Source organism: Gottfriedia sp. NPDC057991 (genome assembly GCF_042886615.1).
Lineage (GTDB): Bacteria > Bacillota > Bacilli > Bacillales > Bacillaceae_G > Gottfriedia.
The window spans coordinates 507,160-520,078 of sequence record NZ_JBHVQN010000002.1 but is presented as its reverse complement, the minus strand read 5'-3'; the positions used below and the strand labels follow the sequence as shown (position 1 = coordinate 520,078).

Genomic DNA, 12,919 nt, shown 5'->3' with positions numbered 1-12,919 from the left:
AAAATTTAATTGCAGTGAAACTAGTTTTAACAGCATAAATAAGTGTTAATCCAAAATAATTTAAAAGATAATTGTTTAAAAATAAAAAAAAGCCCCATCAAATGAGAGCTTTTTTAGTTAGACCCATGGTAGCCAATTTTCTTCAATAAGTGAATGAGGAAATTTTTTTCTTCATTAGATAGATCACTCATTTGCTCATGTAAAAATTCTTCGTGCACAGGAAATATTTCTTCCATCAGTTTATTTCCACTTTCAGTTATTTCTGCATAGATTACTCGACGATCTGCACTACAAGGATTTCGATATACTAGACCCTTTTTCTCAAGTTTATCTACTACATAAGTAATACTTCCACTTGCAATTAATATTTTTTCTCCAATATGTTGAAGCGGTTGGTTTCCTTTATGATACAAAAGCTCAAGCACTGCAAATTCAGTTGGATTTAAATTAAAACTAGCAATCGATTTATTTGCAGAATCATTTATTTTTCTATGAGCTCGCGATAATACAATAAATAGCTTTAAAGAAAGCTCTAGATCTTTTCTATTTGTCTCTTCCATAATAATACCCCTTCAATTTCTTTTACATAGTTCATTCTATAATATTATTTTACACTTATTAATCAATCTTAAGATTATTTCAATGAAAATGACTTATTTAATTCAGTTAGCAATTTTTTTTGGTATGAAATAATTAACTCGTCCAATTCTTGACTGGCCTTTAAGGTCAAATGTTCATTTAACCCTTTAGTTTCCGCAAAAAATACCATTTCTTCCCTTTTTAATGAAATAGATAATAATAAACGGCTGAGTTGATATTCATTCATTAGACTGATTCCCTTCTACAGGATGTTTTTTAACAAACCTTTTCATTCATCATCGAATTAGTTTCTATTATTCATTCTATCTAAATTATTTAAAATAGATACAATATGAAACCTACTAAGCAAAATTACCTAGTAGGTTTATTTTTTTTATGAAATAGCGCTTTTATCGATCGTTCTTACTTAATAAATTAGACGACTTTTTATTAAATCCTGCTTAAAATGATTAATTTTGATTTAAGTGAAATTCTATAGGCACTTTATCTAAAGTTTAGTAAATTGTAGCTATGAACAAATAGTATTGTTCAATACCCTTATATACAGTATACTCTAAAAAAATTTTATTTAGCATAAGCTACTAGAAAAGATCCCAATAATAGTATAATTTTATTATAAAATAAAAAAGCTGAAATGTAATGGAATTTATTTACCACTACTATTTCAGCTTTTTCGCTTCTATTTAGTTGCCTGCTTTTATTTTATGACCTTGAATCATCATTAGTTTTACTTTATAACTTATTAGAAATTCAATTCCTTCTAGCCACTTCTTCGTTTCTAGTGGGCTTCTTCCCCAAACAGTGATCCCGTGATTCCTAACAAGAACAGCCCCAAAATCCTTTGTTAAAAATGGAGTGTATGCATGATTAAAAGTTTCCATGTCTTGTGCATTCTCAATGATTGGAACTGTTATTTTATTTTCAAAATAAGAACTCGTTAATATATGAACCATTTCATTATTTTCAAGTTCAACCTGCCCCTCATCACCAAATAATTCAGAAATAACATTATTATCTACAGTATGTACATGGAGCACACAAGTAGCAGATGTTTTTTCGTAAATATTTGCATGAACCAATGTTTCAAGTGATGGCTTTAATACCGTATCAAATACTGGTTCACCAAGGTTATTAACTACAATAAATTCTTCATCACAGCGTGCTCTCTTATCCTTCTCATCCGCTGTTACAAGAAATAATAATGGATCGTCTGAAATTTTCATTGACAAGTTTCCACTAGTACCATAAAACCAATCTCTTTTTGCCAAATCACATTTAATATTCGCAAGCTTTTTCCATTGTTCTAAAAATAAACTCATATTTACACCTCCACTTATTTAGACTATCTATTTGGACACCGTTAAAAATTCAAACTATTCATACTATTTAATAAAATTATGTCATGTGTCGGTCTTCATTGTCAATAGTTCTAAGTAAATGAACAATCATCAATTTTCTACAACTTTTATCCATTTTTGATAGTAATTAATGATTTAATACTTTTTTTACATCCTGATTTGACAGCACTCCTATTTTATTACACAAATAAGTGAAAAATAAAACCTTCCTATTCATTTGGTTGTTCCTTTCTTTCCCTAAGGAAACTTTTTTGTATTTAGTAAATCATATGTCTTTTTTATAAAAAATGTGAAGAAAATCTACTATAAAATCGAACAAGATTCATCTTATTTATTAGGGTATTTTAGTCCGTATCTTCTCCAAAATACTTCTCCCTAATTTGATTTCGTCTAATAATTTGATACATGGATCGCTTCTTTTCTTCATTCATTTTCTATTTCGCTTTTGAAAATTTAGTAATCTCAATATTTTATGATAAAATAAACCGATAATAATTTAGAACGAGGTATATAAATGAACATTGTTTTAGCAACATTAAATGCAAAATATATCCATACTAATTTGGGTATTCGATACATTAAAGCGTATGCTCAGCCTGAATATGATATAGAGCTTGCAGAATATACAATTAAAGACCCAAGTCTTAATATCATCACAGACTTATATAAACGCAAGCCAAAAATTCTTGGCTTTAGCTGCTATATTTGGAATATCGAACAAACAATTGAAGTGATCCGTATGTATAAAAAAATTGATCCTTCCGTTATTATTTTTGTTGGTGGACCAGAAGTAAGCTATGATGTGAATTATTGGTTAGATCGCGTAAAGGAAATTGACATCATTACGATTGGTGAAGGTGAAATTACCGTTAAGAAATTAATTAAAGCTATTGAAGATGGGAATGATTTCACTTCCATAAATGGCATTGCTTATCGAGATGAAGTAAAAAATATCATTAAACCACAAACCGAAAAATTAGATTTAACAACTATTCCTTCCCCTTATCGCTTTAAAGAAGATTTACCATTTCTAAGTAAAAGAATTCAATATATCGAAACCAGCCGAGGTTGTCCATTTAATTGCCAGTTTTGTCTATCTTCTATTGAAGTTGGGGTTCGATATTTTAATCGAGAGGTTATCAAAGATGATATTCGTTACCTTATGGCAAACGGAGCGAAGGTATTTAAATTCGTAGACAGAACTTTTAACATAAGTCGTAGTTATGCAATGGATATGTTCCAATTTTTAATTGACGAACATGTGGAAGGAACAGTATTCCAGTTTGAAATTACTGGTGATATTATGCGACCAGAAGTCATCGAATTTTTAAATCAAAATGCACCTAAAGGCTTATTCCGATTTGAAATAGGAGTTCAATCTACAAATGATGCTACAAACGAACTAGTTATGAGAAGACAAAACTTTGAAAAGCTTTGCAGAACTGTCACACTTGTACGAGATGGCGAAAAAATAGATCAACATTTAGATTTAATTGCTGGTTTACCTGAAGAAGATTACAATTCATTTCGTCAAACATTCAATGACGTTTTTGCTTTAAGGCCGGAAGAGCTGCAACTTGGGTTCTTAAAAATGCTAAGAGGCACTGGAGTACGCTTAAGAGCGCTCGAACATGATTACGTATATATGGATTATGCTCCGTATGAAATATTAAGTAATAATGTGCTATCATTCGATGATATTGTAAAAATTAAGCAAGTTGAAGACGTACTCGAAAAATATTGGAATGACCATCGAACAAATAGTACGATTGAATATTTAATTAAAAATGAGTTTGAAAGTCCATTTGATTTCTTCCAATTATTTGGTTCATATTGGGAAGAAAGAGGTTGGTCAAGAATCGGCCACCAGCTTGAAGATTTATTTAAGCGTCTAAATGAGTTTTTAACTCAATATCAAATTAAAAATGATACGATCGTTAAAGATATTATGAAGATTGATTATTACTTAAATCATAAATATAAACCGCGTAAACCATGGTGGGACGAAGTAACAAACCATGATGTTGCGAAGGAAATTTATAAACGAATTATCGAAAATCCTGAATATTTAGGTTCAGAATTTATTTCACTTAATTTAAACGAAAAAGAAATCTATAAGCATACATTGATTGAATCCCTTTCATTTGATATCGAACATTTCTTATTAACTGGAGAATATCGAACTGGTAATTATGCGATGCTAGTTTATTTCTCACCTAAAACATTATCGCCTTCATTTTTTACAATTGAAGTATAAGTACAAGAGGACAATATTCATTTTGGATATTGTCCTTTTTGTATTGAATTCACTAAATAGCAAATAATAATTTGTAAGTAGAGGTGATATGTAATGAAGAGAAAAAATGACAAAACTGAAATCGATTCACCAGTATTTCATGATACTTTACCCCATATTTCAAATTTCCCATCTTTTAAAGGGACAGACATTAAAATGGAAGAACCTTTTGTAAATTCAAAAGGTGTAGTTATTGGGGATAGTAAGTATAGCTCTCCTAACTCTCCATTAAATAATTGGTCTGACGATGTTGATCCATCAGTTATGGCGGGCGACGAATGGATTCATCCAACAAATGATATTGGTTGGGCAAGTGCAGAAAACGCCGACCTATTAGAATCAAAAAAGCGAGAACAACCTGCAAAACAATTTATGCATCCACAGCACGAAACCAAAGACTGATTAAGTGCAAGTTTTAGGGGATCGGAAGAAATTATCACTTCTTCTATCCCCTATTTTTGTCTTTAAAATAGTGCGATATTAATATCACCTTTTTTTTGGACTAGTAGCATATGTAATTGCGCTCTGTGGTGTGTGAAGTGGACTAAAATCTCTAATAACCATTCGAATTTAGAATATTGAAGACCCCAATATGAAGTAGTTTTATCAACAAAATCATTTTCTTTCATACTAAAATAGAATTCCTTTAATTCATGAAAATTTTTTTGTAATAAACTTTTCATTTCAACTAATGATTTACATTCAACCAAGGTATAGTAATTAGCCATCATTTCTTGACTAGCACCGCTCATAATTTCCATATCTGCACCTATAAGCTCACACAGATGCTGCACTAGCTCCCCGATGGATTTCTTATCATCAACCGGTCGAAAATTTAAATCTTCCTCATTAATTAAATCAATCATTTCTAATACACTCTTTACACATATACTAAACTGATGAATCACATTTTCAATATACATAAGTTGGACGGGAAAAGAATGGCAGAATTTTTTTGAATCGGAATTTTTAAGTTCTCGATCAAACCCTCAATAATTTCTACCTTTCTACCTTTTCCTCCTTTCCTGCTTGGCCTCTACCTTATTTTATCCGTCATATAACCCTGTCCTACTGCATAGGCTTGTACAATAGAGGAGGGATAATAATGAGAACATTGGCTTGGCATGAAACTTTAGAATTACATGAAATTGTTGCTACAACTACTTACTATTTATATAAGCTTAAAACAAATATAAAAAATATAACAGATTCAGGATTAAAAGAATTATATAAAACTTCTATTACATTATTTGAAAATAACTTACGTGATTTACTTAAATTTATGAGCAATATTACGATTGGGGAAAGGGATGCAGCAAGCGATAAATTGGCAAGTGAAATGAGTGCTGAAGATTTATTATCAGCAACAAAAGTATTAACAAAAATGTATGCACATGCACTTACAGAAACCGCTACTCCTGACTTAAGTAATTTATTTATTAAGCAACTAGTATCGGTGAACAATTTGCATGTTCAAATTTTTAGCTATTTATCAAAACAAGGTCAATATTCAGTATTTAATATTAATAAGTTAATCGAAAACGATGCTAAAAAGGCTATGGATGTCTTAAAAATGCCATATTAAAAAATGGACGTTATAGATCGTCCATTTTTTAATCTTTGTTGAAGTTTTTATTAGATAAGTCTGTAACTTTCTCAGCAGCTATGTGATGATATCTTTGAGTATTTTCAACTAATTTTATCAAATTCAGATATGTTTGCTTTGCACCTAATACAAGTAACGGTACCCCAATAAAATCGATATGCAAAAATCTTGATGTAAATCCACCTAAAGTCATAGCTATTGGTACAGTTGGCGATGTACTTGATAAGATGATTTTATCTTCTTCATTTAATAAAACCTTTCCTAAACCTTCTATGGCAGTCGGCACATTTTTAGTATATCTTTTGGCTACTGTATATACTTGGTCTCCATTTTCGTCTTCACCGTGAAAAAATAGTTTTCCACCATCTTTTGGTTTTAGTTTATTAAATAAGTAGGTATTTTTTACTTCTTCAGTTGTCGGTTGGCGATCAAGTGGTAATTGTTTCAAATGATATGCTGCGGCTAAAGGTGAAGAATGTGTACCTCCAAAACAGTAATAAATATAATATTTCATTTATCTCATCCTCAAATTTTGTATTAATACGTATGTAAATGTAATTGCTTTGAATCCCATTCTGCAAAGCATACTTGTTTAAGTGATAAATTTGACTCAGAAAGTTTTTTATGTACCCACTTTTCGTCTTTTTTCAGCGAGTTAAGAGCTCTTTCAATTATTTTTCCGTCACTAATTACTACGACTGGTAAAAATTCTTTTTCCATTTGAATTTTTAAATCCTGTTTAGTAGGCGTATCGAAATTTGATTTCTTCAAGACACTGATCGTACCGTCATTTTCTAAAATAGCATACGCTACTTCACTGACTGCAAAAGTATCCTTAGCTCTTAGTAATTGCATCAATTGATCAGTATCCAAACGATTTCTTTTCAATTCTTTCCATTGAATTGCTCCGTGTTTAATAACAACTGAAGCATCACCTTCTAAGAACTTTCTAGCCCACATTGACTTTTGTGTAAATACCTCAGTAACAAAAATTAATGCACCCCAAACAAAAATACTAAAAAGAATTTTTGGTAGATTTGCTTCTTTATCATATATACCATCTCCTAGTATATTTCCTAACACTAGTGACGAAATCAAATCAAATGGGGTTATTTGCGTAATTTGTGTTTTCCCATTAATTTTAACGACAATAAAAAGAGCTATATATCCTAAAAACAACTCAGTAAACATTTCATGATAACTCATGTAATACACTCCTAAATTTTTATTACCTATTAAATTTTCTTACTACTTTACTCTTTTTATACATAAAATTGGTAATTGATCATTATTCTAATAATTTTTTAATTATTCATATAAATATATGCGTCTGGATGAGACCCCACGGTAACTAGATCTTTTAATATTTTAGCTAATATATAACTATAAACCGTTCCATTGCCTCCATAGGCCATTAAAAAAAGACAATTTGGATATTCATTGTATTGCCTAATCATCGGTAAGCCAGTATGTGTTCCGCCAAATGTTCCAGTCCAATAATATTCTGCATAAGCAGCTTTATAATTAGGAAATAACTCTATTAAATTTTTTATAAGCTGTTCTTTTTTATGAAATAACATAGATTCACGTTTTTCAGGTATTATTGTAGGTTCATCAAGTCCACCGACAATTATTCTCCCATCAACCGTTGTCCGAAGATATAAATAGGGCCTAGCTGTCTCCCAAATTAAACAATTCTCATACCATGCATTGTTTTTCTCAATTAGAGGTTGAGTTGCAATCGCAAATGTCGATGTTAAAACAGCATTTTTCTCACTTTTTACTTCTTGGGATTCATAGCCTCCAGCAAAAATTACTTTTTGGGCACGAATGGTATGTTTATTATTAGTGAATAATTGTACCCCTTGCTCTGTACCGATCATCCGAGTTACTTCTGTATCTGAATACACCTTCAATCCTCGTTTCAGAGCATATAAGAGTAAGCCGTGAGCGCATTTATATGGATTTACTTCAGCGTCATCACCTGTGTAAAGTGCAGCTTCTTTCGTAAAATTAAATTTTTCTACAATTTGCGATTTGGTAAATCGTTCAACATTAAAACCATTTTCTTTTAAGACTTTATATTCCAAATCAATCATTTCTTTTCCATCTAAATCACTAGCATAGTATAAACTTTTTCTTTTTTTAAAATCCGGATTAATATCGATTGTTTTTGACATTTCTTCAAGACCTTTAATTGCCTCTACACATAATTGATAATGACGAACAGCTTTTTCTTTTCCATATGAATTTATAAATGAATTTAAAGTTTTGTCATTTGAATACTGTAAGAGTCCCGTATTTGCACTAGTACTACCTTGTACAACTTGTTTTCGTTTATCTAGTAAAACGACCTTGGCACCCGTTTGGCTTAAGAAATATGCACATAAACTTCCAGATTCACCACCCCCAATGATTACAAAATCACAATCTAGATCTTCATCTAATGGCGTTATATTTTCTAGTTCGGGTTGTGTATTAATATAGGTCGTTGGCCAATACAAAACTCCGCTAATACTTTTCACTTTCTAAACTCCTTTCAACAGATCATATTTAAGGTAGTTTTTGTCAGTTGAATAAAAAAAATCCCACTTTTTTTAAAGTGAGATTTTTTAAGTAAAATATAATGCTATTTCTTTAAAAGTTTTCTAGAAATTTACTGAAATTATGATCTTTCAGCTAACCATTTACCAATTGTCGGATATGTCGTTTTTAATGAAACAGGTCCAAACATGATTGATACATGGCCCGATGGAATCGACACATACTGCTTATCTACACTTGAAATATGCTCATTTAATGCTTCAACTTGGCAAGGCATCGCAATATGGTCTTTCGTAGCAGAAATATTTAAAACATTAGCTTTAATGTTAGAAACATCTACTTTTCTTCCTCTAATTTCTAAGTCACCGCTTAATAATTTATTTTGTTGGTAAAACTCTCTGATCCATTGGCGATATGCTTCACCTGGGAATGGAATACCATCTGTAACCCATTTTTGCATTAACTGCCACGATTTAATAAATTTTGTATTATCAGAGCGATCCAATAATGTTACATAAGGTCCAACAAAATTAGTAACTGGTTTTAACATTTTGTTACCAAAATCGATCATTTCAGGAGGAATATTACCTAATGTATCAACAGCTTTATCAAGTGCAAAGTATTTTTCATTTAAAAATGCACCATATAATCCTGTATCTGAAAAATCGAATGGACTAGTTACAAAAATTAAGTTTTTAATTGGTGCATTTTCATAAAGTGATGCATAAATACTTGTTAAAGTACCACCCATACAATAGCCTAACATTGATAATTCTTTTGCACCTGAAAAACGAAGAACCTTATTTACTGCTTTTGCAATATAGTCGTGAATAATATCGTCAAATTTCAAATGACGATCTTCATGACCAAAAGTTCCCCAATCTAATAAATAAACATCAAATCCTTCATTAACAAGATACTCAACAAAAGAGTTCCCCTTTGTCAAATCAAGAATATACGGTTTATTAATTAGAGCATAGATAAGAAGGATTGGAGTCTTTTTTACTTTTTTTGTAGTTGGAATATAATGATATAATTTACTTTTATTTTTAGTCCAAATCACTTCTTTAGGAGATTGACCTACTAAAGGCTCTCCCTCTTTTATAAGAATATCTGCAGTTTTCTTCAATCTTTTGTAAGATTCTTTTAATCCGCTCGGAAGCGATTCCGTAGCTTCTTCTAACATTTGTGAATTAAACACACTTTTCCCCCCTTTTGATCTGAAAAAAAGGTCATCTATAAGTAAGACTTAAACGTAAAGTCCGCCATTTACATTAATCTGTTGACCAGTAATGTACTCTCCACCTTCACATAAGTAAACAACAGCTTTCGCAATCTCTTCTACAGTACCAAATCTTCTTTTTGGTATTCTTGATTTAATTTGCTCTTTTACATTTTCTGGAATTTCGTTTATCATGTCAGTTTCAATAAATCCAGGACATACAGAATTTACTGTTACGTTTGTTTTTGCTAATTCAAGTGCTAAAGATTTAGTAAATCCAATCATACCAGCTTTTGCAGCAGAATAGTTTGTTTGGCCGAATCCGCCTGCCTGACCAATAACTGATGAAATATTAACAATACGAGCGTTATCAGATTCAAGTAAGTATGGTAAAGCAGAATTACATGTGTTATAAACACTGCTTAAATTTACATCAATAACCTCATGCCAATCTTCTGCACTTAGTTTTTTGAAACTACGGTCTCTAGTAATACCAGCATTATTAACAATAATGTCTAATCGGCCAAAATGCTCAACCGTACGATCAATTAATGCTTTTGCTTGATCTAAATCAGCAACATTAGCTTGCACTGCTAACGCTTCATAACCATTTTCAAAAAGTTCATCTACAACTGCTTTTGCGTGTGCTTCACTATTATTATAATTGATTACAACTTTTGCGCCTTTTTCTGCTAAAGCAAATGCTATACCTTTTCCTATCCCTTTTGCTCCACCTGTTACGATCGCTACACGATTTACTAAATCCATTATCATTTCTCCTTTATTAACTAATTATTGTTTTGTTGGTTGTTTAGTAGTTAATTGTTGTAAAAGTTGTTCAATGTTAGCCATTGAAGACTTTAGTTGCTCAATGCTTTCCATTGAAGACTTTAAATCACTAACTTGTTGATGAATTGATTTGGTTTCAGCTTTCAATTTTGTAAGATCTCGTTTAACTGTCACAATGTCTAACTCTTTTTTCAATGCTGCTACATCTAACTCGGGTTGGGAATCTAAATATAATTGATCTTCTAATGTATCTACTTTCGATTCTAAATTAATCACTAAGCTAGCTACATTTGCGATATCTTCTTTAGAAGCAATATTTGAAGCCTCTAAGAAGGTCTTTGATTGATCATTCAACATCTTTTTACAAAATAGATTAAAATCTATTACAGAACCCATCCACTCGGAAAATTCTTCTTTCTGAACATATTCGTTCATCATTTTTCCAAAGTATTTTTCATTTACATCATACATTTGCTTCCACATTTTCAATGGATCTGAATAATTTTGCTCTGACATGTTAATCCCCCTCACTACTTTTAAGTATAGAAAACAAGCTAACGACAAAACAATCCAATGTTTTCGCGATATTTCTACATCTCATGTCGAAATTTGTATTTTAATATTCATTATATTTAAAATACATTGACAATAAATTTAACTAAGTGTAAATTACACCTAAGGGATGATGATTCCATTACTACGATATAGGGGGGAACATAACTTTATGACAACAAATGAAAAGGAAACAAGTAAAAAAAATAAACCCGAAACCTCTGAATCGATTACATTGCCTAAAAACTTCTTGGTTCCCTTTCTACTTCTTAGCCTTAAGCAATGGAATATGCATGGCTATAAATTAATGCAAGTATTATTTGATTTAGGTTTTACTACGCTTGATTCAAGTAATGTTTATCGGATTCTAAGACAACTTGAAAAAGAAAGTTATATTGAATCTAGTTGGGAATATGGAATTGAAGGTCCGGCTAAGCGAATTTACTCAATTACAGATGCCGGAGAGGAATATCTAAAAACTTGTCATAATTCATTTACTCAATATAATCAGATGCTCCAAACATTCTTTTCGATTTACACAAATTCATTCTTTCCATTTAGCAACTCTGATCAAAGTTTTAAAGATGATTGAAATTGCAGCAATGCATTCAATAATAAATTTTTTTGGAGGAAACACTAATGACTGAAAAAACAATCGAATTACAAACTGAACTTGCAACTGAGAATTTTCAAAAAATGCTTCAATATTTGTTAGACAATCAATTACAAATTCAACAATGGACAGAGTCTTTATTTCAAGAACAAGCAAAACAATGGAAAACTTTAAACGAGCAAGTGCAAGTACAACAACAAGAGTCTTACGAGCAGTTCCAGGAAATGATTAAGTTATTAAATGAAATTAAGCCTACAATTAACCAAGAGACTTATGAAAAAACTTGGAAAAAATTAGTTGATCAGTTTACTCCATTTCAATCTTTATGGACAAATATGAATCAAAACCCATATCAACCGTTTTTTCAAGTTATGAGTACATTTTCAAATCAACAACAACAATTTTTCCAACAATTTTTTAAGCAACCATTAAATAACACACCTTACACTGCTTGGACGAACATGTATCAACAGTTCCAAAAAACTCAAGAAGATTGGTTTAAAAACTTACAAGAATTCTCATTCACAAAACTATAATCAATATTTATTAAACAATTTGCTTGATTAGCTAGACATTTCATCTAGGAGAGGATGAAACAAAATGAATGTTTTCGAAAGTGCAAGAAATGTACAGGAAGTTCATTTTGACTCCATTTCAGTTGGTGACGAAGCTACTCTTGAAGTTAAAATTACTGCAGAGTTAATTGAACAATTTGCTGCAATTTCAACAGATGTAAATCCAATTCACTTATTAGATGATTTTGCAAAAGAAAGCATCTTTAAAGAAAGAATTGCACATGGTATGTTGATTTGCAGCTTTATTTCCTCAGTACTAGGTACAAAACTACCCGGCAAAAACACCATCTACTTATCTCAAGAAGTATTTTTCAAAGCACCTGTAAAAATTAATGACACAATTAAAGTGATCGTAAGTGTTATACGTAAAAGAGATGATAAAAAATTATTAACGCTTCAAACGAATGTATATAATCAAGAAGATGTACTTGTCGTTGAAGGAACAGCATTGGTTAAAAAGTTAACATAACCCTAATATGACTGTATTTACCAAGCATGAGAAATCCCTAAATGTAAAAAATAGAATTGTAAGCTATTACTTACAGAAAGGGAGATAATTATGACAAGAACAAATAAATTATTAGTTCCAGGTGTAGAACAAGCACTTGATCAATTTAAATATGAAATCGCTAACGAATTCGGTGTAACTTTAGGATCCGATACAACTGCACGTTCAAACGGATCCGTTGGTGGCGAAATCACTAAACGTTTAATTGCTCAAGCGCAAAGTCATTTAAAGGGTCAATAATTAAAGAAAAACAAAC

General features: G+C 31.0%; 17 protein-coding genes. 7 read left to right on the top strand and 10 right to left on the bottom strand.

Annotated elements, in window-relative coordinates; all coding sequences use genetic code 11:
* Nucleotides 1-113: 113 nt before the first annotated feature.
* The 3 genes from ACFVR2_RS09925 to mtnB form a co-directional block, all read right to left on the bottom strand.
* Complete coding sequence (locus ACFVR2_RS09925) at nucleotides 114-560, bottom strand: MarR family winged helix-turn-helix transcriptional regulator (RefSeq protein WP_387361249.1); 447 nt, start codon at nucleotides 558-560, stop codon at nucleotides 114-116.
* A 74-nt stretch (nucleotides 561-634) separates the two neighbouring features.
* On the bottom strand, nucleotides 635-826 hold the full coding sequence (locus tag ACFVR2_RS09920) for an aspartyl-phosphate phosphatase Spo0E family protein (protein ID WP_056474119.1): 192 nt from the start codon (nucleotides 824-826) through the stop codon (nucleotides 635-637).
* Between the two features lie 457 nt (nucleotides 827-1,283).
* On the bottom strand, nucleotides 1,284-1,919 hold the full coding sequence (gene mtnB, locus ACFVR2_RS09915) for a methylthioribulose 1-phosphate dehydratase (RefSeq protein ID WP_387361247.1): 636 nt from the start codon (nucleotides 1,917-1,919) through the stop codon (nucleotides 1,284-1,286).
* Nucleotides 1,920-2,472: 553 nt separating this feature from the next.
* Here mtnB and ACFVR2_RS09910 point away from each other — a divergent pair.
* Nucleotides 2,473-4,215, top strand: coding sequence for a B12-binding domain-containing radical SAM protein (locus tag ACFVR2_RS09910; protein ID WP_387361245.1), 1,743 nt, complete (start codon nucleotides 2,473-2,475; stop codon nucleotides 4,213-4,215).
* 93 nt (nucleotides 4,216-4,308) lie between these two features.
* A complete protein-coding gene (locus ACFVR2_RS09905) occupies nucleotides 4,309-4,656 on the top strand; it encodes a DUF3905 domain-containing protein (protein WP_387361243.1) in 348 nt (115 codons plus the stop codon).
* A 62-nt stretch (nucleotides 4,657-4,718) separates the two neighbouring features.
* On the opposite strand, the gene ACFVR2_RS09900 is transcribed toward ACFVR2_RS09905, so the two are convergent.
* The gene (locus tag ACFVR2_RS09900) at nucleotides 4,719-5,120 is read right to left on the bottom strand and encodes a DinB family protein (RefSeq protein ID WP_387361241.1); all 402 of its coding nucleotides are present in this window, start codon (nucleotides 5,118-5,120) and stop codon (nucleotides 4,719-4,721) included.
* A gap of 239 nt (nucleotides 5,121-5,359) precedes the next feature.
* Here ACFVR2_RS09900 and ACFVR2_RS09895 point away from each other — a divergent pair, with 239 nt between their 5' ends.
* Complete coding sequence (locus tag ACFVR2_RS09895) at nucleotides 5,360-5,839, top strand: spore coat protein (protein WP_387361239.1); 480 nt, start codon at nucleotides 5,360-5,362, stop codon at nucleotides 5,837-5,839.
* Between the two features lie 28 nt (nucleotides 5,840-5,867).
* Here ACFVR2_RS09895 and ACFVR2_RS09890 read toward each other — a convergent pair whose 3' ends face one another.
* The 6 genes from ACFVR2_RS09890 to ACFVR2_RS09865 form a co-directional block, all read right to left on the bottom strand.
* The gene (locus tag ACFVR2_RS09890) at nucleotides 5,868-6,374 is read right to left on the bottom strand and encodes a DUF3189 family protein (RefSeq protein WP_387361237.1); all 507 of its coding nucleotides are present in this window, start codon (nucleotides 6,372-6,374) and stop codon (nucleotides 5,868-5,870) included.
* 23 nt (nucleotides 6,375-6,397) lie between these two features.
* Nucleotides 6,398-7,066 (bottom strand): DUF421 domain-containing protein, encoded by a 669-nt coding sequence (locus ACFVR2_RS09885; protein WP_387361235.1) that lies wholly within the window; start codon nucleotides 7,064-7,066, stop codon nucleotides 6,398-6,400.
* Between the two features lie 98 nt (nucleotides 7,067-7,164).
* Nucleotides 7,165-8,385, bottom strand: a complete 1,221-nt coding sequence (locus ACFVR2_RS09880) for an NAD(P)/FAD-dependent oxidoreductase (RefSeq protein WP_387361233.1) — start codon at nucleotides 8,383-8,385, stop codon at nucleotides 7,165-7,167.
* 140 nt (nucleotides 8,386-8,525) lie between these two features.
* Nucleotides 8,526-9,590: a class III poly(R)-hydroxyalkanoic acid synthase subunit PhaC gene (gene phaC / locus ACFVR2_RS09875; RefSeq protein ID WP_098429934.1), complete on the bottom strand. Its 1,065-nt coding sequence runs from the start codon at nucleotides 9,588-9,590 to the stop codon at nucleotides 8,526-8,528.
* Nucleotides 9,591-9,653: 63 nt separating this feature from the next.
* Nucleotides 9,654-10,397 (bottom strand): 3-oxoacyl-ACP reductase, encoded by a 744-nt coding sequence (locus ACFVR2_RS09870; protein ID WP_387361747.1) that lies wholly within the window; start codon nucleotides 10,395-10,397, stop codon nucleotides 9,654-9,656.
* Between the two features lie 21 nt (nucleotides 10,398-10,418).
* Nucleotides 10,419-10,931, bottom strand: coding sequence for a polyhydroxyalkanoic acid synthase subunit PhaR (locus tag ACFVR2_RS09865; RefSeq protein WP_387361231.1), 513 nt, complete (start codon nucleotides 10,929-10,931; stop codon nucleotides 10,419-10,421).
* A 208-nt stretch (nucleotides 10,932-11,139) separates the two neighbouring features.
* On the opposite strand from ACFVR2_RS09865, the gene phaQ reads away from it, so the two are divergent.
* From phaQ to ACFVR2_RS09845, 4 genes are all read left to right on the top strand, one after another.
* Nucleotides 11,140-11,559, top strand: a complete 420-nt coding sequence (gene phaQ / locus ACFVR2_RS09860) for a poly-beta-hydroxybutyrate-responsive repressor (RefSeq protein ID WP_387361229.1) — start codon at nucleotides 11,140-11,142, stop codon at nucleotides 11,557-11,559.
* 47 nt (nucleotides 11,560-11,606) lie between these two features.
* A complete protein-coding gene (locus tag ACFVR2_RS09855; RefSeq protein WP_387361227.1) occupies nucleotides 11,607-12,116 on the top strand; it encodes a hypothetical protein in 510 nt (169 codons plus the stop codon).
* Nucleotides 12,117-12,180: 64 nt separating this feature from the next.
* Nucleotides 12,181-12,624, top strand: a complete 444-nt coding sequence (locus ACFVR2_RS09850) for a MaoC family dehydratase (protein ID WP_387361225.1) — start codon at nucleotides 12,181-12,183, stop codon at nucleotides 12,622-12,624.
* A gap of 90 nt (nucleotides 12,625-12,714) precedes the next feature.
* The gene (locus tag ACFVR2_RS09845; RefSeq protein WP_056474082.1) at nucleotides 12,715-12,903 is read left to right on the top strand and encodes an alpha/beta-type small acid-soluble spore protein; all 189 of its coding nucleotides are present in this window, start codon (nucleotides 12,715-12,717) and stop codon (nucleotides 12,901-12,903) included.
* The last annotated feature ends 16 nt before the right edge of the window (nucleotides 12,904-12,919 follow it).